The sequence below is a fragment of the Pseudomonas sp. GW821-FHT01A09 genome (genome assembly GCF_058986725.1).
In genome coordinates, this window is the sequence record NZ_JBYSWB010000002.1 from 30292 (window position 1) to 54241 (window position 23950).

The 23950-nt window shown below is 63.8% G+C and carries 23 protein-coding genes; 12 read left to right on the plus strand and 11 right to left on the minus strand.

Going from position 1 to position 23950, the window contains the following annotated elements; genetic code table 11:
* The first annotated feature begins 165 nt into the window (after positions 1 to 165).
* From AC3WJP_RS02415 to AC3WJP_RS02440, 6 genes are read left to right on the plus strand one after another with little or no spacing between them, the layout of a single operon-like run.
* Positions 166 to 1389, plus strand: coding sequence for an ABC transporter substrate-binding protein (locus AC3WJP_RS02415; RefSeq protein WP_493719636.1), 1224 nt, complete (start codon positions 166 to 168; stop codon positions 1387 to 1389).
* The gene (locus AC3WJP_RS02420) at positions 1386 to 2168 is read left to right on the plus strand and encodes an ABC transporter ATP-binding protein (protein ID WP_493719637.1); all 783 of its coding nucleotides are present in this window, start codon (positions 1386 to 1388) and stop codon (positions 2166 to 2168) included. The genes AC3WJP_RS02415 and AC3WJP_RS02420 overlap by 4 nt, the downstream gene beginning before the upstream one ends.
* Positions 2165 to 2890: an ABC transporter ATP-binding protein gene (locus AC3WJP_RS02425; RefSeq protein WP_493719638.1), complete on the plus strand. Its 726-nt coding sequence runs from the start codon at positions 2165 to 2167 to the stop codon at positions 2888 to 2890. Before AC3WJP_RS02420 ends, AC3WJP_RS02425 begins: the two co-directional genes overlap by 4 nt.
* Positions 2890 to 3750, plus strand: a complete 861-nt coding sequence (locus tag AC3WJP_RS02430; RefSeq protein WP_493719639.1) for a branched-chain amino acid ABC transporter permease — start codon at positions 2890 to 2892, stop codon at positions 3748 to 3750. Before AC3WJP_RS02425 ends, AC3WJP_RS02430 begins: the two co-directional genes overlap by 1 nt.
* Entirely contained in the window at positions 3747 to 4625 is an 879-nt protein-coding gene (locus tag AC3WJP_RS02435) for a branched-chain amino acid ABC transporter permease (RefSeq protein ID WP_493719640.1), read from the plus strand. Before AC3WJP_RS02430 ends, AC3WJP_RS02435 begins: the two co-directional genes overlap by 4 nt.
* 21 nt (positions 4626 to 4646) lie before the next feature.
* Positions 4647 to 6029 (plus strand): LLM class flavin-dependent oxidoreductase, encoded by a 1383-nt coding sequence (locus AC3WJP_RS02440; protein WP_493719641.1) that lies wholly within the window; start codon positions 4647 to 4649, stop codon positions 6027 to 6029.
* Here AC3WJP_RS02440 and AC3WJP_RS02445 read toward each other — a convergent pair.
* The 7 genes from AC3WJP_RS02445 to AC3WJP_RS02475 all read right to left on the minus strand — a co-directional run bounded on the left by AC3WJP_RS02445 (position 6023) and on the right by AC3WJP_RS02475 (position 12204).
* Positions 6023 to 6991 (minus strand): ABC transporter substrate-binding protein, encoded by a 969-nt coding sequence (locus tag AC3WJP_RS02445; protein WP_493719642.1) that lies wholly within the window; start codon positions 6989 to 6991, stop codon positions 6023 to 6025. The two genes, AC3WJP_RS02440 and AC3WJP_RS02445, sit on opposite strands and share 7 nt — an antisense overlap.
* 8 nt (positions 6992 to 6999) lie before the next feature.
* Complete coding sequence (locus AC3WJP_RS02450; protein ID WP_493719643.1) at positions 7000 to 7836, minus strand: ABC transporter permease; 837 nt, start codon at positions 7834 to 7836, stop codon at positions 7000 to 7002.
* A 2-nt stretch (positions 7837 to 7838) separates the two neighbouring features.
* Entirely contained in the window at positions 7839 to 8615 is a 777-nt protein-coding gene (locus tag AC3WJP_RS02455; RefSeq protein ID WP_493719644.1) for an ABC transporter ATP-binding protein, read from the minus strand.
* On the minus strand, positions 8612 to 9163 hold the full coding sequence (locus AC3WJP_RS02460) for a carboxymuconolactone decarboxylase family protein (protein WP_493719645.1): 552 nt from the start codon (positions 9161 to 9163) through the stop codon (positions 8612 to 8614). Before AC3WJP_RS02460 ends, AC3WJP_RS02455 begins: the two co-directional genes overlap by 4 nt.
* 136 nt (positions 9164 to 9299) lie before the next feature.
* Positions 9300 to 10259 carry an ABC transporter substrate-binding protein gene (locus AC3WJP_RS02465; protein ID WP_493719646.1) on the minus strand — a complete coding sequence of 320 codons (960 nt, stop codon included), beginning with the start codon at positions 10257 to 10259 and terminating at the stop codon, positions 9300 to 9302.
* A complete protein-coding gene (locus AC3WJP_RS02470; RefSeq protein ID WP_493719647.1) occupies positions 10256 to 10588 on the minus strand; it encodes a 4Fe-4S binding protein in 333 nt (110 codons plus the stop codon). Before AC3WJP_RS02470 ends, AC3WJP_RS02465 begins: the two co-directional genes overlap by 4 nt.
* Positions 10585 to 12204, minus strand: a complete 1620-nt coding sequence (locus tag AC3WJP_RS02475) for an FAD-dependent oxidoreductase (RefSeq protein ID WP_493719648.1) — start codon at positions 12202 to 12204, stop codon at positions 10585 to 10587. Before AC3WJP_RS02475 ends, AC3WJP_RS02470 begins: the two co-directional genes overlap by 4 nt.
* A gap of 304 nt (positions 12205 to 12508) precedes the next feature.
* Here AC3WJP_RS02475 and AC3WJP_RS02480 point away from each other — a divergent pair, with 304 nt between their 5' ends.
* The 6 genes from AC3WJP_RS02480 to AC3WJP_RS02505 all read left to right on the plus strand — a co-directional run bounded on the left by AC3WJP_RS02480 (position 12509) and on the right by AC3WJP_RS02505 (position 20501).
* Positions 12509 to 13429 (plus strand): ABC transporter substrate-binding protein, encoded by a 921-nt coding sequence (locus tag AC3WJP_RS02480; protein WP_493719649.1) that lies wholly within the window; start codon positions 12509 to 12511, stop codon positions 13427 to 13429.
* Positions 13426 to 15537, plus strand: a complete 2112-nt coding sequence (locus AC3WJP_RS02485) for a phosphotransferase (RefSeq protein ID WP_493719650.1) — start codon at positions 13426 to 13428, stop codon at positions 15535 to 15537. Before AC3WJP_RS02480 ends, AC3WJP_RS02485 begins: the two co-directional genes overlap by 4 nt.
* 144 nt (positions 15538 to 15681) lie before the next feature.
* Positions 15682 to 17793 carry a TonB-dependent siderophore receptor gene (locus tag AC3WJP_RS02490; protein WP_493719993.1) on the plus strand — a complete coding sequence of 704 codons (2112 nt, stop codon included), beginning with the start codon at positions 15682 to 15684 and terminating at the stop codon, positions 17791 to 17793.
* A 13-nt stretch (positions 17794 to 17806) separates the two neighbouring features.
* Positions 17807 to 18391, plus strand: coding sequence for a nicotinamide riboside transporter PnuC (gene pnuC / locus AC3WJP_RS02495; protein ID WP_493719651.1), 585 nt, complete (start codon positions 17807 to 17809; stop codon positions 18389 to 18391).
* The gene (locus AC3WJP_RS02500) at positions 18388 to 19785 is read left to right on the plus strand and encodes an LLM class flavin-dependent oxidoreductase (protein ID WP_493719652.1); all 1398 of its coding nucleotides are present in this window, start codon (positions 18388 to 18390) and stop codon (positions 19783 to 19785) included. Before pnuC ends, AC3WJP_RS02500 begins: the two co-directional genes overlap by 4 nt.
* Positions 19782 to 20501, plus strand: coding sequence for a GntR family transcriptional regulator (locus AC3WJP_RS02505; RefSeq protein ID WP_493719653.1), 720 nt, complete (start codon positions 19782 to 19784; stop codon positions 20499 to 20501). Before AC3WJP_RS02500 ends, AC3WJP_RS02505 begins: the two co-directional genes overlap by 4 nt.
* A gap of 165 nt (positions 20502 to 20666) precedes the next feature.
* Here AC3WJP_RS02505 and AC3WJP_RS02510 read toward each other — a convergent pair whose 3' ends face one another.
* From AC3WJP_RS02510 to AC3WJP_RS02525, 4 genes are read right to left on the minus strand one after another with little or no spacing between them, the layout of a single operon-like run.
* Positions 20667 to 21341 (minus strand): RraA family protein, encoded by a 675-nt coding sequence (locus AC3WJP_RS02510; RefSeq protein ID WP_493719654.1) that lies wholly within the window; start codon positions 21339 to 21341, stop codon positions 20667 to 20669.
* An 11-nt stretch (positions 21342 to 21352) separates the two neighbouring features.
* Positions 21353 to 22000, minus strand: coding sequence for a methionine ABC transporter permease (locus tag AC3WJP_RS02515; protein WP_493719994.1), 648 nt, complete (start codon positions 21998 to 22000; stop codon positions 21353 to 21355).
* Positions 21990 to 23114, minus strand: a complete 1125-nt coding sequence (locus AC3WJP_RS02520; RefSeq protein WP_493719655.1) for a methionine ABC transporter ATP-binding protein — start codon at positions 23112 to 23114, stop codon at positions 21990 to 21992. Before AC3WJP_RS02520 ends, AC3WJP_RS02515 begins: the two co-directional genes overlap by 11 nt.
* Positions 23115 to 23122: 8 nt before the next feature.
* Positions 23123 to 23944, minus strand: coding sequence for a MetQ/NlpA family ABC transporter substrate-binding protein (locus tag AC3WJP_RS02525; RefSeq protein WP_493719656.1), 822 nt, complete (start codon positions 23942 to 23944; stop codon positions 23123 to 23125).
* Positions 23945 to 23950: the final 6 nt, after the last annotated feature.

A 23950-nucleotide genomic window follows, 5' to 3' on the forward strand; every position in this document is an offset into this window, starting at 1 on the left:
AAATAACCATTGGTTCTATCGATAAGCGTGCAGCACAACGCTTAAGCAAATAACCATCAGTTATTTATTGTCCTTTTCCATTTCCTCTAATCTCCCTCCCGTTTATGTCGTTGCGTCTCGGCGCACGGCGAACTCCTTGGGTTACTCCTGCACTGAAGGCCCCACATGCCTGTCTATCTTGATCGTCGCGAATTCATTACTGCCTTGCTCGCCGGCACCGCCGCACTGGGCTTGACCGGCGTCGCCAGAGCAGCGGCCGAGCCGTTGCGAATCGGCATGCTCGCCCCTCTTACCGGCGGTGGCGGGCCTTATGGCCAGAGCATGGTCAATGCTGCTCTGAAGGCTGCCGAGTACATCAATCAAGCCGGCGGTGTGCTGGGTGGCCGACAGCTGGAGATCGTTGTCGCCGATGACGAAAGCAACCCGACCGCAGGTGTCGCGGCAGCGCGCAAGCTGCTCGATGTCTCCAAGGTGGTTGCACTGATCGGCCTCTGGAGCAGCGCCGTGGCGATGGCCATCAAACCCTTGGCGATCGAGCGCAGCGTGCCGATGCTCGTGGGCGGTTCGGCTGATGAAGTCACCCAAGGCGACAACCATGGTCTGGTCTGGCGCTTCCAATCCAACGGTCGCGATTGGGGCGCCGCGTTCGGCAAGGCCGCGCTGCAGGATGGCAACAAGACCGCCTCGGTGCTGGCCTTGCAGACCCCGTTCACCCTGAGCCTGGTCGAACCTTTCATCAAGACTTTCAAGGCCGGCGGCGGGCAGATTCTAGACGTGGTTTATTACAGCCCCGGCCAGGCCTCCTACCGCGCTGAAGTCGAGAAGGTCTTTTCGGCCACGCCGGATGCAGTGTTCATCCCCAGTTACCTGCCGGACCTCTCGGCCGTAGCGCGGGAGATTTACCGCAGCGGCTACACCTCAAGGATCTACGCCAACTCCTCGGCCGCCGATGCCGAAGGCGCATTCATCAACAACGTCGGCCCGCAAGTCGCAGAAGGCATCCATCATCTGCAGTCGATTCCGCCACTGGACTCCACTGCCTATAAGACCTTCGCACGGGTGACCGGCGCGCCGGCAGACGGCATCGCCATCTTTCCGTCCAACGTTTGGGATGAGGTGGCGGTCCTGGCACTGGCGATCGAACGCGCTGCCAGCCCCGATCCGAAACTGTTCGCTGCATCCATTCCAGTGGTGGTCAACGGGCCCGGCGAACGTGTGGAGGATCCCCTCGCCGGCTTGCAGGCGCTGCGCGCCAAGCATCCGGTGGCCTACAGCGGGGCCGGATCCAACTTCACCTTTGCCCCAGATGGCGAACAGATCAACCGCATCTACGGGCACTTCGTGATCAAGGATGGCAAGAACCAACTGCTCGAAGTCATCGACAAGTGAGCGGGCCGACCCTGACCAGTTTGGCACTGCGGGCCGAGCACCTGGGCTTGGCATTCGGTGGCGTACAGGCGCTGCGCGATGCGTCATTGACCATCATCCCCGGGCAGATCACCGGTATCGTCGGGCCCAATGGCGCGGGCAAGTCGACGCTGCTCAACATTCTCGGCGGTGCCGCGCGGCCCTCGGCGGGAACAGTGCGCCTGGGCGAGCGCGACATCACCCGCCTGGCGACCCATCGACGCGCCCGCCACGGCATCGTCCGCACCTTTCAACTGGCACGCGAACTCGACAGCCTGACGGTGCTGGAAAACCTCCTGCTCGCCCACCCGAACCACCCCGGCGAAAACCTCTGGCGGGCCTTCATCGGCCGCGCTGCGGTGCGGCGTGCCGAAGACCAGGCGCTGGCGCGGGCCCATGAACTGCTGGCGCGGGTACGTATGGGCAAACTCTCCAACCAACCGGCGGGTGCGTTGTCGGGCGGACAGAAAAAACTGCTGGAGCTTGCTCGCGCACTGATGCTCTCGCCACAGATCCTGCTCCTCGACGAGCCGGCAGCCGGAGTCAGTCCGGCGCTGATCGAGGAGCTCTGCACCTTTATCCTCGGCCTCAAGGCCCAAGGCATGACGTTCGCCATCGTCGAGCACAACATGGCTGTCATCAGCTCGCTCTGCGATTCGCTGTACGTGCTGGCCGAAGGCAGCGTCCTTACCCATGGCAACGTCGCTGCCGTGACCCGCGATCCTCGGGTAGTGCAAGCCTATCTAGGGAGTCGGGCATGACCAGCCGCCTGACGCTACAGGGTGTTCACGCGGGTTACGGGCGCACGGCCATCCTTCACGGCGTCGACCTGCTGGTCCCGGCGGGCGGCGCGCTGACGATCATCGGCCCGAACGGCTCAGGCAAGTCGACCCTGCTCAAGACTATCGCCGGGTTGGTCGCCCCCAGCGCCGGGCGCGTCCTGTTTGGCGATGATGACGTGACCCGGCGCAACGCTCCCGCACGGGCGCGCGCTGGCATGGGTTACGTGCCTCAGGAGGCGAATGTGTTTCGCAATCTCTCGGTAGCCGAAAACCTGCGCCTGGGTTGGGAGTTCCTGCAGCCGCGCGGCAGTGGCTTGGCGTTCAGCAAGCGGCGGGAGGAAATCCTTGCACTGTTCCCCGAATTGCAGCCTTTTCTGCAAAGCTACGCCGGGCTGCTCAGCGGCGGACAACGGCAAATGGTGGCGATGGCTAGCGCCATGATGCCGCGGCCCAAGCTGCTGGTACTGGATGAACCCTCGGCCGGGCTGTCGCCGAAAAACGCCCAGGCTTTGTACGACATTGTGGCGCGTATCCGCAGTACCGGCATCACCTTGCTGTTGATCGAACAGAATATCGCCCTTGGCCTGGCCGCAGCACAGACCGGCCTGCTGCTGGTCGCCGGGCAGGTGCGCCTGCAGGCTCCGGCGGTCGAGCTGCTGGCCCACGACGATTTGCCCCGCCTTTACCTGGGAACTGCCTGATGCTTCAGCTTTTGTTCAACGGCCTGGTCACCGGGTTTCTGGTGGCGCTGCCCGCTGTGGCGTTGTCGCTGACGTTCAGTGTGCTGCGCTTCGCCAACTTCGCCATCGGCGCGATGCTCACTACAGGTGCCTATCTGATCTATGCCTGCAACCAGCTGTTGGGCCTTGGCCTGGTGTGGGCCGCACTGCTGGGGGCACTGGCTGCCGGGCTACTGGCAGTAGCCTTCGACGCGCTGGTGTTCCGACCCTTGCGTGGACGTTCGCCGGTGACCTTGCTGGTGGCGTCGATGGGCGGTTCACTGATTCTTGAAAACGCGGTGCGCCTGCTCGCCGGCAGTGCACCCTTGAGCTACGCAGTGGCGACGGCGCGGCCGATGCGGGTGCTGGGTCTGCGCTTCAACCATGAGCAACTGCTGGGCATCGGCGTCAGTCTCGCGGTACTGCTGGCCCTGGGCTGGTTGCTGCGCAGTACCCGCCAGGGCCGAGCCATGCGCGCGGTCGCCGACAACGCGGCATTGGCGGCAGTGCGCGGGATAAACTCGGAGCGCGTCATCACTCTGACCTGGGCCATGGCTGGTGCGCTGGCAGCAGCGGCCGGGATGCTGATCGGCCTGGACACGACCCTCGAACCAAGCATGGGCTGGAACTACATACTGCCGGTGTTCGCTGCCGCCATCCTGGGTGGTCTCGGCAACCCGCTCGGTGCAGTCGCCGGCGCCTTGTGCATGGGGGTAATCGGCGAATTGTCGACATTGTTCATGGCGCCACACTACCGCAGTGTTGCAGCGTTCATCGTGCTCGCCGGCCTTTTGCTGGTGCGTCCGAGCGGGCTGTTTGGCACGCAATGGGTGAGCAAATGATCACTTATCTGCTGTCGATCGTGGTACTGGTGTCCATCGCCGCCATCGTTGCCCTGGCCCTTAACCTGCAATGGGGGCTGGGCGGCCTGGTCAACTTCGGCCTGTTCGGCTTTTACATGCTGGGCGCCTATCTCTGCGCCGTACTTACCCAGCTCGGCTATTCCCCGTGGCTGGGTGCGCTAGCGGCGGTACTGGGGTGCGCGCTGGCCAGCGCCGTGGTCAGTCTGATTTCCACCCGGCTGGCAGATGATTATCTGGCAATCGTGACTCTGGGCTTCGCCGAATGCCTGCGCCTGGTGATTACCCATGAAGAATGGGCGACCCGCGGCAGCCTGGGGATTGCCAATATTCCCCGCCCGGTGACGGGCGATCTGCCTTTTGTGCTGTTGACCCTGGGGGCGCTGGCACTGGTCTACTGGGTCATGCAGCGCGTTGCGCGCTCGCCACTCGGACGCGTCGCCCGGGCCTTGCGCGACGATCCGCTGGTGGCGGCGACCCTGGGTAAACCGGTGCTCAGCCTACGGGTACGCTTGTTCGCCCTGGGCGGTGTCGCGCTGGGAATCGCCGGCGCCCTGCATGCGTTCTATTACCAGTACATCGACCCGACCCAGTTTGGCCCGATCATCACCGCCTACGCTTTTATGGCGGTGATCATTGGCGGCCGAGGCAGCAACCCTGGGGTGCTGATCAGCTCGTTCAGCGTGGTCTTGCTGCTGGAAAGCTCGCGCTTTCTCAATGATTACATCGGTTGGCTGAGCGCCGCCGAGCTGGCCTCGATCCGCTTGATGCTGGTAGGCGTCGCCCTGATTCTGATGTTGATTTTCCGTCCGCAGGGCCTGGTGCGCGAGTACCGCCTGCAACACCCTGTGCCTTAGGCGCAGTGACCCGGAGGCTGCATGAGCAAAGAAATCCGCTTCAACGCATTCATGATGAATTGCATCGGCCACTTGGCGCCCGGCCAGTGGACGGCTGCCGATGACCAATCGGTACGCTACGTAGACCCCGAATACTGGATCGACCTGGCGAAACTGCTCGAGCGCGGATTGTTCGACAGTCTGTTTCTGGGCGACGTATTGGGCATCTACGACGTCGACTCGCAGAGTGCCGAGCCGGCATTGCGTAGCGCCGCGCAGTTGCCCATGAACGACCCGTTTCCGTTGATCCCGCTGATGTCCCAGGCCACCACCCACCTTGGTTTCGGCATAACCGCATCGGCCACTTACGAGCCGCCTTACCTGCTGGCCCGGCGTTTCACCACGCTGGACCACCTCACTCGCGGCCGCGTGGCATGGAACATCGTCACGTCGTATCTGGACAGCGGCGCCCGGAGCCTGGGCCTGGAAGGTCAGGTCGGCCACGATGATCGCTATGATCGCGCCGATGATTACCTGACGCTCTGCTACAAGCTCTGGGAAGGTAGTTGGGAGGACGAAGCCGTCATCAGTGACCGTGCGAACGATATGTACGCCGACCCCGCCAAGGTCCATGTGGTCGAGCACGATGGGCCGTTCTATCGCAGCCACGGCGTCTATCAGTGCGAACCGTCACCACAGCGCACCCCGCTGCTGTTTCAGGCAGGAGGCTCGCCGCGCGGCCAGCGTTTTGCGGCGCAGCATGCCGAGTGCATCTTTGTCGGCGCACCGACGCGCAACGGCCTCAAGCGCAGCCTCGAAGGGCTGCGCGCGGCGGTTCAGGCAGCGGGCCGCCCGGCTGACAGTGTCCGGGTATTTGCCATGTTGACGGTGATCGTCGAGGCCACCGCCGCGCTGGCCGAGGCCAAGCTGCAAGCGCTCACGAATCGCGCCAGTTATGAGGGAGCGCGGACGCTATTGTCGGGCTGGACCGGGATCGACCTGTCGCGCTATCAACCAGAGGACAGCCTCGAATACGCCGACACCGATGCCGGTCAATCAGCGCTGGCGGCGTTCAGCAAACTGGATCCGGAAAAGATCTGGACCGTTCGCGATGCGGTCGAGTTCGTCGCCATCGGCGGCCGCGGTCCGGTGATCGCCGGGGACCCGCAGCAAGTTGCCGATGCGCTGCAAGGCTGGGTCGAAGACACCGGCATCGATGGCTTCAACCTGGCCTACGCCGAATCGCCGCGCACGTTCGTCAATATCGTTGAGCTGTTGATCCCCGAATTGCAGCGCCGGGGTGCCTACAAGACTGCGTACCGCCCTGGCACCCTGCGCGAAAAATTCCTCGAGCAGGGTGCCGGGCTGGCGCCGGGCCACGCTGGCCATGGCCAGCGCGCGACCGACGCCGATACCGATCAGTAACGCTTGGCCGCTTGCTCATCTGCCCCATGCAGATCCAGCCAGCGCTGATCCTGCGGCGCCTCCTTGAGATTGCCGAGATCGACTTGGGTCTGCAGGGCGTTGTGCAGGGCTTCAGGGGCGATGGCCACTGACTGGGCGAACACGCCATCATTGATCAGCCGCAGTACCGAGGCGCGCACCACTGCCGGGTCGAGGTTGGGAAACAGCTTCACGCCGCTGGCGACAGCAGCTTCAGGGTCACTGTGCATGGTTTTAAGCGCCCGATCGATACCAGCGACAAATTTGTGCGAGATTGCCGGATCGATGTCCTGGCGCGTAGAGATCGCCGAGAAGGTGTAAGGGCCCATCTGCTTGGAAAACGCTGCCACCACCTTGTAGCCCTGCGCTTCAGCCTGGGAGGCACCCGGTTCGTATAGCACCGCGCAATCGGCCTGCCTGGCGGCCAGCGGCCCGATCTCGTTACCCAGTGGAACTTCGAGAATGTTGATGTCGTTCTTCTCGTCGAGCCCGGCCTGGTGCACCAGGCGCAGGAACGCCGAAGTACTCGTGGTCGGCATGGTCCCCGACGCGATGGTCTTGCCCTTGAGGCTGGCGAAGCCGTTGAACGGCAGATCGGCTCGGCAGGTCAGCCACACACCGAGTTTGTCGAGTGTGCCGCCGACTACCTTGACCGGCGCGCCGCGTGCAAAGGAAATCGCCGTCCACTCCGGACCGTGCAGCGAGAAGTCCGCGCTTTTCGAGATCACTGCGGCCAAGGCGTTGGTCGACGAAGAGGCGACGTCGATGCGTACATCCAGGTCTTGATCCTTGAAGTAGCCGTGCTCTTGAGCGAAGTATACCGGCAAGTAGAACACCGACTTGAACGCCGCCGAAACCACGGCTTGATCCTGGGCCAGCGCCGTGAAAGAAAGCGCGGAAGCCATGGCCACCCCAGTCAATTGCGCCAGCAGAGAGAGTTTCATGACAGTCCTTAGAGTTTGAAGTGAGTGGCGTAGCTTTGGTCTTTCCAGCGCAGCAGCTTGCGTTCAGCCAGGTCGACCCCCGCGTACAGCACAAAGCCCAGCCCCATCAGCGTGAAAATCCCGACCCAGACGGTGTTCAGGTCATACAGCGAGGAAGCAACGAAAATCACATGGCCGATGCCGTACTTCGACGAAATGAACTCGCCGACCACTGTGCCCACTAGCGCAAAGCCGATGTTGATGCGGAAGGTACTGATCACGTAGGGCAGCGCCGAAGGCACCACTGCCTTGGAAAAGATCTGCCACTTGCCAGCGCCCAGGGAAATGAGCATTTTCTGCAGATCGGCGTCGGTGTCCTTGGCGGCCTGGAACGCGGCAAGCAGGGCGACGATGGAGGTCAACGAAATCGACAGGGCCACCTTCGATACCAGGCCGGTGCCGAACCAGAGGATCACCAACGGCGCGAAAGCAATCTTCGGCACGCTGTTGATCGCCACCAGAAAAGGTTCGATGACTCGCGCCACGTAAGGCGAATACCACAGCATCAAGCCCGGTACGGTACCCAGCACAGTGCCGACCACAAAGCCGATGATCGAGGCCCAGAGGGTATAGCCAGCATGCTCCCACAGCTCGCCGGATTGCATCTGCCCCCAGGCTGAATGGACGATGCCGCTGGGTGAGCCAAACAGAAAAGCGGAAATGGCGCCGGCGCGCACGCCGTACTCCCAGCCACCAATGATCACCAGCAGGATCAGTAACTGCACCACCAGCACCGGCAGACGGCGGCGCTTTTTGGCCACAATACGGACCGGCAACATCTCGGTTGATCGAGTCGAGTCGAGCATGTTCAAGCTTCCTGGGGGGCGGTCTGGATGTCCAGTTCACGACACAACGCATCGAAGTAACCGGCGAAGCGGCTGTCGTGGCGCGCCTCCAACGGCGAGCGGGTATCGAGCTCGATGCGCTGCTCGGATTTGACTCGGCCTGGGCGCGCGCTGAGCACATAGATGCGCTGCGACAGGGCAATGGCTTCATCGATGTCGTGGGTGACCAGGATGACTGTCTTGCCCTGACGGCTGGCCGCTTCGACCAGCATACCTTCGAGGTAAAGGCGGGTCTGGTAGTCGAGGGCCGAGAACGGTTCATCCAGTAGCAGGATGTCCGGATCGGGTAGCAGCGTGCGGGCCAACGCCACACGCTGACGCATGCCCCCGGACAACTCCTTGGGATAGCGATCCTGGAACTCCAGCAAGCCGAACCGTGCCAGGTACTCACGAGCACCTTCCACCGCGCGCGCCCGCGACCAGCCCTGTACCTCGACACCGACCACAACGTTGTCGAGGACGGTGCGCCAAGGCATCAGCAGGTCACGCTGCAGCATGTAGCCAACGCGCCCGCGCAAATGCTCGACCTCGCGACCATCGAGTGCAATGCGCCCCCGGTCGTGTTCGAGCAGGCCGGCCAGTATGTTGAACAAAGTCGACTTGCCGCAGCCGGAAGGCCCGATGATGCTGACGAATTCACCCGGCTGAACGTGCAGGTTGATGTTCTCGAGCACCGGTATCGCCTGCCCCTCACGGTCGAACGTCTTGTATAGACCATTGATGTGCAACTTCGCGGTCATGCCGCCGATACCGATACCGGTGCGACGACGTCTTCGGCGACTTCAAGCGCCTCGTTGAAGCGCTTGAAGAAGCTGCACAGGGCGATGCGGATGGTCAGTTCGACGATTTGTTCCTGGCTGAAATGCGCCCGCAAGCGTGCGTGAAACCCATCGCTGATGCGTTCAGGCGTCAAGGTCACAAGCCGCGCATAGTCACGCACCAGCAGATCGAGCTCATCAAAGCCCGGGACCTGGTCTTCAAGCAACTGCTCCACCGCCGCCTCAGGCAGCCCTTGGGCTACCAGCTTGGGGGCGTGCAGGACGATGCAATAATGGCAGGCGTGGGCCTTGGAAGCCGTGAGCAAGGCAATTTCAAGATGCCGCGCAGAAATCAGCGCCTCCTTTTTCGAGGCCACCAGGTAGCCGAACAGATGCTCGAGCGCGGGAGGCCGATTAGCGAAAGCACCGAGCAGATTGGTATAGGGACCGTAGCTGTCGAGCAACAGGTCGTAAGTGGCGCGGGTGTCGGGGGACAGCGATTGCGGATCAAGGGAAGTAAGACGTGGCATGGGCTTATCCAGAATAAAACTAGCCCATTCTAGGCAGCCCTGCGTAGATCACTAAATACCGTGTTGGAATGACCTTAGATTAAGGAACATCCGCGTTTTCAAGCACCGGGATCACGGTGCACGGATGTGCCGCCACTCAGATCGTCCACTGCTTAATGTCGAAGTCACGCCGGATCAAGCGTTGCTCGAGCAGAAATTCCTTGGTGCCCTGCAACAACTGCAACCCCGACGCCGGAAACGCCTCGGGCTGAAATTGCTGGGCGGTATACGACGCCTCGATCGACGCCTGCGGGAAACCCGAGACCTGCGCATGAAAGCGATAGTAGGCCGGCCAGTCCGCGCTGATCTGCGCCACTGCCGCTTGGCGCGCGGCGTTCCAGGCAGCGGGCAGTTGCGGCGCGCGTTGCAGCAATGGTTCGCTGGCGACGGTCACAGAGCAACCGCGCAACGCCGGGTGATCGGCCGCCTGGTCGATCACCGGGTAGCCCTTGCCGACCAGGGTCGGGCCGAGCTCGGTCTGTGCGGCGAACGCAGCAATGTCGCCCCTGGCCAGTGCCGGCTCGGCGTCGCGGCCGAGCATGTAGACGATCCGCGTGTCGTTGAGAATGCCCGCAGCCTGCAAGGCGCCAATCAGATAGCGGTGCATGTACGAGCCCAGCGCGGTAGCGACCACCTTGCCCTTGAGGTCGGCGATCGAGCGCACGCCATTTTTCGGCGTCACCAGCCAGACGTTGGTGCCGACCACGTCGAGACTGATCAGCCGGCTGGCATGGCCGCTGGCATAACCCACCAATGCCGGGGTATCACCATAGGTGCCGATATCCAGCGCGCCGGCCAGCAGCGCCTCGTTGAGGTCCGGGCCGTTGGGAAAAGCATGGGTACTGAAATCATCGAATCCCAGCGGGGCCAGGTGTCGTTGCAGCAGGCCGCTGTGCAAGGCCCAACCGGAGGGTGCAGTTGGCACCTTGCTGGCGCCGATGAAACCCAGACGCAAGGTGCGCTGCGGCTCGGCGGCTTGAATGCGGCCGCCAAGCCCTAGCCAGGCGGCACCGAGCGCGCCGGCAGCCAATACCCGGCGGCGACTGAATTCACTCATGGGCGCATTTTTCCGATCAGATCGAAACTCTGGTCGGCACTGGCCGTAGATTGCCGGCCCTTGCCCCAGCCAATCGCCGCTCGGTAGCTGCCGAGCCAGCGTCCGGCTTGTTCGGCGGTCTCCTCGGCAGTGGCCGCACGGTCCGCGTAGGGGGCAACGAACATGGCGTCTTCGGGGCAGTAGACCTCGCACATGAAGCAGGTCTGGCAATCGCTCTGCCGGCCGATCAACGGCGCCGCTCCGGGCACCGGTTCAAATACGTTGGTCGGACAGGCCAGCACGCAAATATTGCAGCCGGTGCAGCGCTGCGTATCGATAAGTTCGATCATGCCGCTTGCCCCGCCTGCGCCCGCTCATCCACGGGCTCCAGGGCCTGGTAGCCGATCCAGACTTCGTCCAGGCCGCCGCTGATGACTCGATGGCGCTGGGCCGGATCGAGGCTCGAAAATTCGGTACGCCGATGCATGCCCCGGGTTTCAGTACGGGCCAGGGCGCTGCGGTACATCCAGCGCGACACCGCGAGCATCGCGCTGGCTTCACGCAAGCGCAGGGTCTCCTCGCTGCCGCTGGCGGGCGCGGCACGGCGCACTTGTTGCCAGAGGCTGTCGAGGCGGCCCAAGGAGGCGTGCAAATCGTCACCGTGGCGGAACCAGTTGCGCTCGTACGGGAAGACTTCGTCCTGCACAGCCTTGATCAAGGCAGCCGGATCGAGACGCTGGCCGTGTGCGTCGACCAGCCCGGCGCCCTGCGGGGCAAGGCTAAAGACGCTGTCGCTAAGGCGATTACCCTGGGCAAAACCCGCCGCCCCGGCACCGGCCCAGAAGCCCGAGGACAACGCCCAGGCGGCGTTATGGCTGCCGCCGCCAGTAAAGCCGCCACAGATCAATTCACGGGTGGCCGCATCGCCTGCTGCGAACAATCCGGGCACGCTGGTGGCGCAGTCTTCAGCGACGATGCGCAGCCCCCCGGTGCCACGCACCGTGCCCTCCAGGCGCAGGGTCACGGGGAACGATTGCGTGAAGGGGTCGATGCCGAGGCGGTCGAATGGCAGGAAGAAATTCGGCTGTGCCAGGCGCATCTGCGCTTTGGCATGGGCGTCGGCCTTGTCGAGCCGCGCGTACACCGCCTCGCTCTGCAGGGTCTTGGCGATGATACTGCGCCCTTGCGCCGAGCCCGCGCCTTCCAGCACTCGGCCGTCGGCGTGATAGAAAGTCGCCCACATGTAGAACGCCGACTTGGTCACCGAAGCGAACGCCGGGCACAGGCCATAAGCGTTGGAGAACTCCATCCCGGAAAACTGCGCCCCCGTCTCGGCGGCCATCAGGTGACCATCGCCGGTCAGCACATTGCAACCCAACGCGCGGCTGAGAAAGGCACAGCCGCCCGTGGCGATCACCACGGCGCCGGCTTCAACGCGCCAGTCCTGCTGTTTTTGCCGGGAGAGGCCCGAAGCGCCACAGACCCGACCTTCGTGGTCGGTGAGCAGCCGCAACGCCGGGCTGTGATCGAGAATGCGCACCCCGGCCTGCTTCACCCTCTTGCGCATCAAGCGCATGTATTCGGGGCCTTGCACCGAGGTGCGACGCTGCTGGCCTTCGCTGTCCAGCGGGAAGGGATAGCCCCACTCGGCAAGCGTCTGCATGTTGGCATACGTCTGCGCCAAGACGCGGTCCATCCACGCCGTTTCGGCCAGATGACCGCCCTTGGCGTAACGGCTGGCCTTGGCTTCTTCACGCTTGTTACCGTCGGGCTCGACATACCAGACTCCAGTCCCCGAGGGTGCGGTGGCGCCCGATGCGCCGCAATAGCCCTTGTCGGCCAGCACCACGCGGGCTCCGCGCGCTGCCGCGCTGATGGCTGCCCAAGTGCCCGCCGGGCCGCCGCCGATTACTAACACATCGGCGCGCCAGACGCGGCCGCTGACGCTTTCTTCAATACCCGACATGTCGGTTCCCTCAATGAATGACGTGCAAATCTTTCAAGGCGAGCCCGACGGCAGTCAGGTAGTTGATGGTGCGGCGCCGCTATTAATACAACAGCCCGCACGGCGTTTCACCGGCGAAAGTGCTATGACCTTATACCGAAACGGCTTGCACTCGCCTTACAGGCCAGCTTGACGAATCGCTGTGCTGGCGGGCGTAAAGCCGAGGCAAAACATATCTAAGCATAGTCCTATCCCGTATTTGGTATAGACCAAATACCTCGTTTATAAAGAGCGACCTTATTTATCCGTGCAGGCGGTCTGATTCATGGTGTCGCTCAAAATCATGCTGGAATACTTCCATCCCTGGCCCAATTCCGCTGGCTTCTATCTGGCCCGCGAGCGTGGCTGGTATGGCGAACTGGGCCTGGACGTGGAATTGCGAGTCGCCGATCCGGAGCGCGGCGACAGCCTGCAGCATCTGTTCGATCAGCAAGTGGAACTGGCGGTATGCCCGAGCAATCGGCTGCTGGTACGACGTGATCAGGGCCAGTCGCTAACGGGCGTCGCCGCCATCAACCATGCCGGCCTGGAAGCGTTTCAAACCCTGACGGAATTCGCCATCGAACGGCCCCGCGATCTGATGGGCAAGCGCCTGGCCCTGAACCCTACGCCCCGCGGCCTGGCCATGGTTCGTGATCTGGTGCGCCGCGATGGCGGCGACCCCGACGCACTGATCATCGTCGACAGCGGCTCCCGTGAGCTGCGCCCGGAAGAACTCGCCGCCGGGGTCGCGGACGTCAGCTTTGGCGGCTACTGGGCCTGGGAGGCGCTGATGGAGAGCGCCGTCCCAGCCGAACGTCGGGTGGTGCACCGGGTCAGTGACTGGGGCGCGCCGGCCTACCACAGCTACCTGCTGGCGGCAGGCGATGTCTGGCTGGCGGCCAACGAGACGATCCTGCGGGCGTTTTTGCAGGCCAGTCGGCGCGGCTTCGAGGCGGTGGCCGCGGACCCGAGCCTGGCATTTGCGGCCTATGAGCGAGTCATTCCGTATTTCCCGACCAGGCTGATCGAACGTTCGCTGCAGCTCATCGCCCCGACCTGGCTGCATCAAGGGCAGTGGGGTCTGCAACGCCAGGCGCTGGTCGAACCTTATGCTCACTGGCTGCACGAACAGGGTATCGTTGCCAACCCGCTCGCCTGGCGCCAGGCTATCAGCAACGACTACCTGACGGAGCTCACGGCATGAGCCAAACTCTACAGACCCATGGCCTGGCCGGCGAACCAGTAGCTGCCGACTGGCCTGTGCTGACCTACGATGACGTCAACGGCCTGCTGGTTTTTTTCTCGCAGTTGGGGAAGTTGCAGCACATCGACTGGCATAGCCCTCGGCCCTTCTCCTCGGCGGCGTTGATCAGTACCGATCGCGGCGAATGGTTCGTCAAGCGTCACCACCGCGAAGTGCGCGTACCGGCGTGGCTGGAAGAGGAGCATGCCTTCATCGCGCACCTGCGCCAGGCCGGGCTTGGTGTCCCCGAGGTACAGACCAGTGACGATGGGCGGACGGCGTTGGCTTTAGGCGACTGGACCTACGAGATTCATGCCCGGGCACCCGGCCAGGACCTGTACCGCGACGCCCAATCCTGGTCGCCGTTCCAGTCTCGGGCCCACGCTCATGCGGCCGGTCGCAGCCTGGCGCACCTGCACGACGCCGCCGAAGGCTTCCAGGCGCCGCTGCGCCAGGCGCGGACACTGACCAGCCGTTGGCAACTGTTCGCCAGCGGAGATCCTGTCGAGGCCTTAAAGCGCTACCTGCACGAGCATCCGGCCGTCGCCGCCTACCTCGGCGAACGCGACTGGCAGGCCGAACTGCAGCGGCACTTGTTGCCCGCAGTGGATGCGTTGCGCCCCATGCTGGCCAGCCAGATGCCGCTGTGGACGCACAACGACTGGCACGCCTCCAACCTGCTATGGGACGCCAATGGCGAAGTCGAAAGCGTGCTGGATTTCGGCCTTTGCGACCGTACATTCGCGCTCTACGACCTTGCCACTGCGCTGGAACGCAATGCTGTTCCCTGGTTGCAACTAGAAAGCGACGGCCACGCCCGAGCCGATCTTGATATCGTCGATGTGCTGCTGGAGGGTTACCACCAGGTGCGGCCGCTGTCAGCGCAAGCGATCCGCGCGTTGACGGCATGGCTACCCGTGGTACACGCCGAGTTCGCGCTATCGGAAATGGCCTATTTCGCGCAGGTGCTGGGCAATCGGGAGAGCACCGATATCGCCTGGCAGCGCTATTTGCTCGGGCACGCGCAGTGGTTCGCCGGGGCCGAAGGCAAACGGCTGCTGGCGCATATTCACCAGTATGGATCGACTTCGCAGCCAGAGCCCGCCCCCACCCCTTCAGAACGCCCCCAACCTGTAGGAGTCGGGCTTGCCCGCGAAGGCGTCGGTTCAGCCACGACAAAATCCACGACCGCAATCGATCTGCTGGTCTCAACGAACTGGCTCGCCAAGCATTTGCATGACCGCAACCTCGTGATTCTCGACGCCACGGTGCTGCTGCCCTCCCCGCGTTTCGATGGCGACTATCGCGCCGAAAGCGGCTACCCAGGCTGGCTCGACGAGCACATACCGGGCTCCCGACATGCCGACTTGACCCACGATCTGCACGACGCCAATGCCACCTACAGTTTCGCCATGCCAGCGCTCGAGCCGTTCGCCGCGCAGCTGCAATGCCTGGGCATCGACGACCACAGCCGCATCGTCATCCACGACCGCAACGACGGTTTCTGGGCCGCGCGCCTGTGGTGGATGCTGCGCAGCGTCGGCCTTGCCGCCAGCATCCTTGACGGCGGCCTGAATGCCTGGCGCGCTGCCGGCCAGCCGATCCACAGTGGCCCAGGCCCTGAGCCGCAGCCCAGCCTGTCCAAGCCAACCCTGCAGCATCAACCGGGCCACTGGGTCGATCAGCACCAGGTGCTGGCGGCCAGCCAGGGGCAGGCCGCCGGCCAACTGGTGTGCGCCTTGGGGCAAGGGGTGTTCGACGGCAGCGCCGCCACCCGCTATCACCGCCGCGGGCATATCCCGCGCAGCCTCAACCGCCCTGCCCGGCAATTGTTCGATGAACAGGGCCGCTATCTGCCCGCCGCGCAGCTGCAGCAGGCGCTGGGCGCGGCACTCCTGGAAGAGCATCAACCGCTGCTGCTGTATTGCGGCGGTGGTATCAGCGCGGCCGCCACCGCTTTCGCCCTGACCCTGCTGGGCCGTGCCAACGTGATGATCTACGACGGCTCGTTGCAGCAGTGGAGCGCCAACCCTGCCTTGCCAATGACCACCGGACCAACGCCGGCCTGATTTGCCGATTCAACCCTTACGCCTCATCCTGCGCCCCGGTCGAACCGTGCGCAGCGGATGAGTGCGCCCGGCCATCCCTTTGTCATGCAAGGAGCTGTAATGATTCATCGTCTTCCCTTTCCGATCCAGGCACTGGTCGCAAGCATGAGCCTGCTCTCGCCCTGGGCCTTCGCTGACGACACCACCACCCTCAGCGCCATCACAGTGACCGGCGAGCCTGCGGACAGTTACCACGCTACCCAGGCTGCCGTCGGTGGCGGCAAGCCAACGGCACTGATCGATACCCCGGCGGCGATCTCGGTGTTCAACAGCCAGCTGTTACAGGATCAACAGGCCCGTCTGCTGAGCGAGGTGCTGCGCAACGACGCCTCGGTCGGTGACAGCTACGCACCGGTGGGCTACTACGAGAACTTCATTATCCGCGGCTTTTCGCTCAACGCGGCGACCAGCTACAAGATCAACGGCCGTACCGTTACCGGTGAGCAGAACATCGCCCTCGAAAACAAGGAACAGGTCGAAGTGCTCAAGGGCCTGGCCGGCCTGCAAAGCGGCGTCAGCGAACCCGGTGGCGTGGTCAACTACGTGACCAAGCGGCCCAAGGAGGTGCGCTCGGTCACGGCCGGCACCGACGAGCAAGGCGGCCGCTACCTGGCCACCGACCTGGGCACCTGGTTCGGCAGCGAGCAGCAGTTCGGCGTGCGCGCCAACTTCGCCCACGAAGACCTACGCTCCTATGTCGACCACGCCGACGGCAAACGCGACTTTGCCTCGCTGGCAGTGGACTGGAACATCGATCCACGCTCTACCCTGCAGCTGGACATCGAGTACCAGAGCCGCGAACAGCGCTCGGTGCCCGGCTATCAATTGCTCGGTGGCACCTCACTGCCCCACCACGCCAACCCCCACGACCTGCTGGGCTACCAGAGCTGGTCGAACCCGGTGGGAATCGATTCGCTGAACATGAGCGGTCGCTATGAGTACCTCCTCACCGACGACTGGAGCGCACGCCTGAGCCTGTCCCGCAGCCGCGTGGTGATAGATGACTACAGCGCCTTCCCCTGGGCCTGCTACGGCGCCGCCAGCTGCGCCAGTTCGGCCGTGCCCAACTACTTCAGTGGCGAGGGCGACTACGACATCTACGATTTTCGCAGCCCTGACGACACGCGCCGTACCGACGAAGCCGAAGCGGCGGTGTCCGGTGAGTTTTTCACCGGCGGCCTGCGCCACGAGCTCGACCTGGGCGTGAGCGCGTTCCGCCGCATCGTCGACAAACGCGAAGCCATCAACGAATACGTCGGCGAAGGCAATATCGACGCTACCCCGGACACCTTCGCCCCCTATGACGGCACGCTCAACCACACCTACCGTAACCTCGACAGCCGCCAGTACGGGCTGTTCATCAACGACCGCGTGCACCTGAACGAGCAGTGGCAATTGCTGCTGGGCGGGCGCGAAGTGCGCCTGGACGAGAAGTCCTATGGCACCGATGGCGATATCGCCCGCCATACCCAATTGTGGGAATTCCTGCCCAACCTGGCGGTGCTCTACAAGCCGCGCGAAGACCTGTCGCTGTACGCTCGCTACAGCAAGGGTCTGTCCCTGGGCAGCGCCGCGGCCTGGTATACCACCAACGCCGACCAGACCCTGCCGCCGACTGTTTCCCGGCAGGTGGAAGTCGGCATCAAGCAAGACTGGCAGCGCCTGAGCCTGGGCGCCGCATTGTTCAAGATTACCCAGGGCTACCAGTATTCGCGGCCCAACGACGACGGCAGCAGCACCTTCGTGCAACAGGGCAAGCAGAACAACATCGGCCTGGAACTGACCGCCAACGGCCGCGCCAGCGAGCGGCTGCAGTTGTCTGCCAGCGTCGCCGCCATTCGCGCGCGGGTCACCGGCAGCGGCACCGAATCCTATGAGGGCCACCAATCGATCAACGTACCCAAGCTGCGCGCCAGCCTCTCGGCCGATTACAGCGTGCCTGGCATCGACGGCCTGTCACTGCTGGGCGGCATGCAGTACAGCGGCGCCAAATATGCCGACCGTACCGGCAGCGTGAAGGTCGGCGACTATGCGGTATTCAACAGTGGTGCGCGCTATACCACGCGCATCGATGGCTACGACACGGTGTTCCGCCTGACGGTCGACAACCTGTTCGACAAGCGCTACTGGCGCGACGTTGGCGAGTTCGTCGGCGATGGTTACCTTTTCCTCGGCGCCCCGCGTACCGCGCGGCTGTCGGCCACAGTCAATTTCTGAAGGAGTTCGCCCGATGTCCCCTCTTGAAATCATCGCCGTGCTGGTCAACGTCCTGGGTGTGTGGCTGACCGCGCGGCGCACGCCGTGGTGCTGGCCGGTCAGCGTAGTGGCGGTGCTGCTGTACGTGTGGATCTTCTATGACGTGAAGCTGTATTCCGACATGCTCCTGCAGGTGGTCTTCGCGTTCCTGCAGGGCTACGGCTGGTGGCGCTGGCAGACCGGGCGCATGGACCACGGCAAGGTCTGCATTGAACGCCTGTCGCCTCGCCTGGCGCTGGTCAGCCTGACGTGGGGCGCGCTGATATCGGTGCTGCTGGGCGCCGCCATGGCGCATTTCACCGACGCCTCGCTGCCCTGGCTGGACGCCAGCCTGACCGGCTTCAGCCTGGTGGCCAGCTACTGGGCGGCACGCAAGTTCATCGCCAGCTGGTGGCTGTGGATAGTCCTCGATGCCGTCTATAGCGGACTGTACTACTACAAGGCGCTACCGCTGACTGCGGTGCTCTACGCCGGGTTCATCCTCCTCGCCGCCTATGGCTTGCGCGCCTGGCAGCGGGACCTTCAGGGTGACGACCGCGCCACAGCGGTGGCGTCATGAGCGAGCTGCGGCGCATGCGCCTCAATGGCCTGCGGCAAAATACCGTGGGCCATACCGCCATGGGCCTGTGGCGCCACCCACTGAGCCAGGCCCACCTCTATCGCACCTTGCAGCACTGGACCGACACCGCGCGCACCCTGGAGCGCGGCTGCTTCGATGCACTGTTCATCGCCGATGCGCTGGGTCCGCTGGACGTCTACCAGGGCAGCGTCGATGCGGCGCTGCGCGACGGTATCCAGAGCCCATGCGCCGATCCTTTGCTGCTGGTCAGCGCCATGGCAGCGGCCACCCGGCACCTGGGCTTCGCCATCACGGTATCGACCACCTACGAGCAGCCCTATGCCCTGGCACGCAAGTTCAGCACCCTGGACCATTTGAGCGAGGGGCGCGTGGGCTGGAACATCGTCACCTCGGCATTGGATAGCGCGGCGCGCAACCTCGGGCTGGACGAACAGCTGTCCCATGACCAGCGCTATGAACGTGCCGAAGAATTCATGCAGGTGGTCTACGGGCTCTGGGAAGGCAGCTGGGAGGACGACGCAGTGGTGATGGACCGCGCCAACGGAGTGTTCGTCGACCCCACCCGAGTGCACCCCGTGGCGCACTGCGGGCACTACTTCCAGGTCGAGGACATCGCCTTGTGCGAGCCCTCACCGCAGCGCACGCCGGTGTTGTTCCAGGCCGGCAGCTCGGGCGCCGGGCGCGCGTTCGCCGCGCGCCATGCCGAAGGCGTTTTCCTCTCCACCTATGACCCGCTCATCACCCGGGGCCTGGTGGACGACCTGCGCGCCCAGGCGCAAGCGAGCGGGCGCCCAGGCGACGCCCTGAAAATCTTCAATATCGTCACGGTGATCTGTGCGGCCACCGATGCCGAGGCTCAAGCTCGCCACAGCGATCTGCTGAGCTATGCCAGCACCGAAGGCAGCCTGGCCCGCTACAGCGCGCTCTTGGGCATCGATTTTGCCGCACTCGACCTCGACCAGCCCTTGGCGTACGCCGAAACCCCAGGCATTCGCGGACTCCTCGAAGTGTTCACGCGTCTTGATCCGACACGCACCTGGACCCCTCGAACGATTGCCGAATTCGTCGCCATCGGTGGCGGCGGCCCGGTGATCGTCGGTTCACCGACCACCGTAGCTGATGAACTGGAACGCTGGATGAGCGTTGGCGACCTGGACGGTTTCAACATCGCCGACCCATTGCCGGGGGTGACACTGGTGGACTTCGTCGCGCACGTCGTACCCGAATTGCAGCGGCGCGGCCGGGTATGGCGCGCCTACGAGGGCACGACACTGCGCGAGTATTTCGCCGGCCCAGGCAACGCGCGGGTTGCACAAACCCATCCAGGCGCCGATCATCGACGCCGTTTGCACGCACACACAGGCCGAGAATGACCAGCAAAGCGCCGCTGCCCCACTACCTGCGCATCAGTGAGCAACTGCGCGCCGACCTCGACGAAGGCCGCCTGCAACGCGGCGAGCGGCTCGCCCCGGAACGCGAGATGGCCGAGCACTTCGGTTGCACCCGCGTGACCCTGCGCCAGGCCCTGCAGCGGCTCGAAGCCCAGGGCAGCCTGTATCGAGGGCCGCGCCGCGGCTGGTTCGTATCGCCGCTAGCCGTGCATTACGATCCCACCCGCACCACCAGTTTCATGGATTACGTCACTGCCCAGGGCCGCGTGCCGCGCACTGAATGCATGTTCGCTGAATACCGCGCGGCCGGGCCGTGGTTCGCCGCGAAGATGCAACTGGCTGCGGATGAACCGGTGTATTGGCTGCAACGCCGGCGCTGGGTGGATGGGGTGCCCGTGCTGTTGGAAACCAACGTGCTGCGCGCCAGCGGCTGCCCCGGTCTGCTCGACCAGGCCCTCGATGGTTCGCTGACCACCCTGCTGCGTGAGCACTACGAGCGCCGCCTGACGCGCAGCGAAATCAGCCTCAAGCCCCTGCTGCTGGACGCGCAGCAGAGCGAATGGCTGGACATCGCCGAAGGCTCCAACGGCCTCTACCTGCAACGGCTCTGCTTCGACCAGCGTGGCGTGGCGGTCGAGTACGATCAAGAGCACTGGCGCGCGGACGCGGTGGAAGTGGTGATGGCGATCAGTGGCTGATGGGCGAGACGGACTTGCCTGAGAACGGGCGGCGGCAAGTGCGGTGCACAACCTTGGTGTAGTAAAACGCATTGCTGTAACCGATAAGCCGAACACGTGATGCACGCCAGGTTGCCGCCCAGTAGCACAAGGGTGAGAAGCAGCGCATGCCTTCAGGAACCATGGCTACCCTAGATCGCACCCCTTCCCGCGCAACGTATCGATGACCCATTGCCGGCTGTTGGCACCCCTGAGGATATCCTCCAACTGCCGGGCTTCGGCGGCCTGTTTGGCCGCAGCCTTGGCGTGCACCTCATCGACCTGAGCGAAGGGCACGGCAATCAGCCCATCGTCATCACCGACGATCAAGTCGCCGGGCTCTATCACCATGCCGCCCAGGGCAATGGGCACGTTGATCTCGCCCGGCCCGTCCTTGTATGGCCCCCGATGGGTAACGCCCAGGGCAAATATCGGAAAACTGCCCCGTCGAATGCTCGCGCTGTCGCGAATGGCAGCGTTGATCACCATACCGCCCAGCTCGCGGCGACTCGCATAGGCGACCATCATTTCGCCGATCAAGGCGTTGGTCAGGTCACCACCGGCATCGACCACGATCACATCCCCAGGCGCGGCAATGTCCAGCGCATAGTGCAGCATCAGGTTGTCGCCAGGCCGGCACTTGACCGTCAGCGCCGGCCCCGCCATGCCGCTGCCGTCGTGCATGGGGCGCAAGGCCGCGCCGGCGGCGAACATCCGATTGAGCGAGTCGCTGATGTTGGCCACCGGAATCTGCCGAAACGCCCTGACCTGCTCGACGCTGACCGCACGGGCGCGCTGTACTACCTTGAAACCGATCGACATGGAATGTTCCTTCAGCGGTTGCGACGCATATGACGAACCAGGCGGTCACCGCCCCTTTGAATGGTGATGACCAACACGAACAGCAGCACCACGACATAGGCCATCAGTGCCAGGTCGTAGCGCTGGTAGCCGTACCGAATCGCCAGATCACCCAGGCCGCCAGCCCCCAGTGCCCCGGCCATCGCCGAGGTATTGAACAAGGCGATGATGACGATGATCATCCCCGAGACGATACCCGGCGCGGCTTCACTGAGCAGCACGTGGCGGATGATGTGGCGGCGGGTAAAGCCCATGGCCTGGGCCGCTTCGATCAAACCCTGATCGACCCCGCGCAGGCTGATCTCGGTGATCCGCGCAAAATATGGCGTGATGCCCAGGGTCAAGGGCACGATCGCCGCCTGAATCCCGATCGCGGACCCCAGCACCAGGCGCGTGACGGGAATCAACAGCACCAGCAGGATGATGAAGGGCGTCGAACGCACGCCATCGATCATCAACGCTGTGAACCCGTACAGGCGCGGCTTGGGGCTGATGCCGTTGGGCGCAGTGACCACCATCAGCACGGCCAGCGGCAGGCCGAGGCTGAAGGCGATGATGGCCGAGACGCTGACCATGGCCATAGTCTGCAAGAACGCCTCGAGAAACTTTTCAAACATCAGTGCGGACATAGCCAAGCACCTGCGCAAATGGGCTGATCTGCCGTAGCCGCTGCAACATCGCCGCGGGCTCCGGGCCAGACTGGACACTGATCAGCAGCGTGCCGATCGAACGTCCCTGGATATCCTGCACACCGCCCTGTACCAGTTGTGCGTCAGGGGCAATGGCCAGCAAAGCAGCAAGATCGACACCAGACCATTGCTGGCCATCGAAATGCACCGACAGCAACAGCCGATGCGGCCCCGCCGGCTTGAGCGCACCGAACCGCTGCTGCAGCGCCGGTGGCAGCAACGCAGACCCACTGTCGCCGACCGTCGAACGGGGTCGACCGAGGATTTCCCAGGTGTCGCCCAGGCCGGTCAAGCGTCCGTGCTCCATGACTGCCACGCGATCACAGATGGCCTGCACCACTTCCAGCTGGTGAGTGATCAGCACGATGGTCAAACCCAGTTGCTCGCGGATCCGCCGCAACAAGGCCAGGATCGCCGCGGTGGATTCGCCATCGAGCGCCGAGGTCGCTTCATCGCACAACAGCAGATCCGGGTTGTGCACCAGCGCCCGGGCGATGCCCACACGCTGCTTCTGGCCGCCGGACAGTTGTGACGGATAAGCGCCCTCCTTGCCCTGCAGGCCTACCAGTTGCAGCAGCTCCTGGGCTCTGGCGCGGGCCTGGAGTTTGGTCACACCTGCCACCTGCAACGGCAAGGCGACGTTTTCCAGCGCGGTTTTTGCCGCCAGCAGATTGAAGTGCTGGAAGATCATCCCGGTACGCCGACGCAAGTTGAGCAATTGGCCATCGTCCAGCGCCGCAACCTCCTGGCCGCCCACCCGGACCTGACCGCTGGTGGGTTTCTCCAGGCCGTTGATCAGGCGTAACAGGGTCGATTTGCCGGCGCCGCTACGGCCGATCACGCCGAGTATTTCGCCGCGGCGCACGGTCAGGCTGACGTCGCTCAAGGCGTCGTGGGTACGGCCATCGACTTCGAAGCGTTTGCCGATGCCGCAGAACTCGATGGCCACGGCAAGCACCGGCAACGGCGCCTGGGGCTGGGGCTGGGGCTGGGGCTGGGCATCAGGCGTCGCAGCAACGCGCGAAGCAATCAGAGGATTGGACATGGCTCCCCCTAGAACGCCGGCTGCATGACATCTTTGAACTTGGTCTCGATCACCGCGCGCACTTCTGCCGAGTGATAGGAAGCGATCAGCGGCTGCACCCAAGGTTTATCCTGATCCGCGGCGCGGATCACCAGGATCTGCGTGTAGCGCTTGGTACGTTCGGGGTTCTCGACGCCCAGTGCCTGGGTCAGGCGCAGATGCGCGAGGCTGAAGGCGAAGTTGGCGTTGACCGCTCCGGCGTCCACATCCGGCAAGGAGTTGGCGAGAATCGGCGTGGAGATTTCTACCAGCTTGAGGTGCCTGGGGTTTTGCGCAACGTCGAGCACCGTGGCGTTTTCGGTCTCGGGGTTGAAGTCGGCACGCAGCTTGATCAAGCCGTTGTCCTGCATGGCCAGCAACGCGCGACTCTGATTGGTCTCGTCGTTGGGCACGGCGAAGCTGCCGCCATCGGGAATCTCGGCCAGGGTCTTGTGCTTGCTCGAGAAGATCGCCAAGGGCACGGTGTAGATATCGGCGAGCTTGATCAGCGGGTAACCGCGCTTCTTGATTTCGGTGTTGAGGTACACCACATGCTGCGAGGCGGTGCCGTCGAGGTCGCCACCGGTGACCAGTTCGTTGGCGCTGACGATGCCGTCGAGCACCACCGGCTCGATGACGATGCCGTTATGCCTGGCGGCTTGCGCGGCGGCATCGGTGATGTCTTCGTAGGGGCCGCCGTGGGTACCGATCTTCAGCGTGGTTTCGGCATCGGCGGTCGGCATGAACGTCGCGCTCATGGCCGCGAACAGGGCCAGGCGCGGCAGCCAGGCAAGGGTGTGCAGAGGTTGCATGTGAAT

Bases quoted from the DNA above. Each gene is read 5' to 3' on its own strand.
- AC3WJP_RS02415 (WP_493719636.1), top strand. From the start codon at position 166: ATGCCTGTCTATCTTGATCGTCGCGAATTCATTACTGCCTTGCTCGCC.
- AC3WJP_RS02425 (WP_493719638.1), top strand. From the start codon at position 2,165: ATGACCAGCCGCCTGACGCTACAGGGTGTTCACGCGGGTTACGGGCGC.
- AC3WJP_RS02430 (WP_493719639.1), top strand. From the start codon at position 2,890: ATGCTTCAGCTTTTGTTCAACGGCCTGGTCACCGGGTTTCTGGTGGCG.
- AC3WJP_RS02435 (WP_493719640.1), top strand. From the start codon at position 3,747: ATGATCACTTATCTGCTGTCGATCGTGGTACTGGTGTCCATCGCCGCC.
- AC3WJP_RS02440 (WP_493719641.1), top strand. From the start codon at position 4,647: ATGAGCAAAGAAATCCGCTTCAACGCATTCATGATGAATTGCATCGGC.
- AC3WJP_RS02445 (WP_493719642.1), bottom strand. From the start codon at position 6,991: ATGAAACTCTCTCTGCTGGCGCAATTGACTGGGGTGGCCATGGCTTCC.
- AC3WJP_RS02450 (WP_493719643.1), bottom strand. From the start codon at position 7,836: ATGCTCGACTCGACTCGATCAACCGAGATGTTGCCGGTCCGTATTGTG.
- AC3WJP_RS02455 (WP_493719644.1), bottom strand. From the start codon at position 8,615: ATGACCGCGAAGTTGCACATCAATGGTCTATACAAGACGTTCGACCGT.
- AC3WJP_RS02460 (WP_493719645.1), bottom strand. From the start codon at position 9,163: ATGCCACGTCTTACTTCCCTTGATCCGCAATCGCTGTCCCCCGACACC.
- AC3WJP_RS02465 (WP_493719646.1), bottom strand. From the start codon at position 10,259: ATGAGTGAATTCAGTCGCCGCCGGGTATTGGCTGCCGGCGCGCTCGGT.
- AC3WJP_RS02470 (WP_493719647.1), bottom strand. From the start codon at position 10,588: ATGATCGAACTTATCGATACGCAGCGCTGCACCGGCTGCAATATTTGC.
- AC3WJP_RS02475 (WP_493719648.1), bottom strand. From the start codon at position 12,204: ATGTCGGGTATTGAAGAAAGCGTCAGCGGCCGCGTCTGGCGCGCCGAT.
- AC3WJP_RS02480 (WP_493719649.1), top strand. From the start codon at position 12,509: ATGGTGTCGCTCAAAATCATGCTGGAATACTTCCATCCCTGGCCCAAT.
- AC3WJP_RS02485 (WP_493719650.1), top strand. From the start codon at position 13,426: ATGAGCCAAACTCTACAGACCCATGGCCTGGCCGGCGAACCAGTAGCT.
- AC3WJP_RS02490 (WP_493719993.1), top strand. From the start codon at position 15,682: ATGAGCCTGCTCTCGCCCTGGGCCTTCGCTGACGACACCACCACCCTC.
- pnuC (WP_493719651.1), top strand. From the start codon at position 17,807: ATGTCCCCTCTTGAAATCATCGCCGTGCTGGTCAACGTCCTGGGTGTG.
- AC3WJP_RS02500 (WP_493719652.1), top strand. From the start codon at position 18,388: ATGAGCGAGCTGCGGCGCATGCGCCTCAATGGCCTGCGGCAAAATACC.
- AC3WJP_RS02505 (WP_493719653.1), top strand. From the start codon at position 19,782: ATGACCAGCAAAGCGCCGCTGCCCCACTACCTGCGCATCAGTGAGCAA.
- AC3WJP_RS02510 (WP_493719654.1), bottom strand. From the start codon at position 21,341: ATGTCGATCGGTTTCAAGGTAGTACAGCGCGCCCGTGCGGTCAGCGTC.
- AC3WJP_RS02520 (WP_493719655.1), bottom strand. From the start codon at position 23,114: ATGTCCAATCCTCTGATTGCTTCGCGCGTTGCTGCGACGCCTGATGCC.
- AC3WJP_RS02525 (WP_493719656.1), bottom strand. From the start codon at position 23,944: ATGCAACCTCTGCACACCCTTGCCTGGCTGCCGCGCCTGGCCCTGTTC.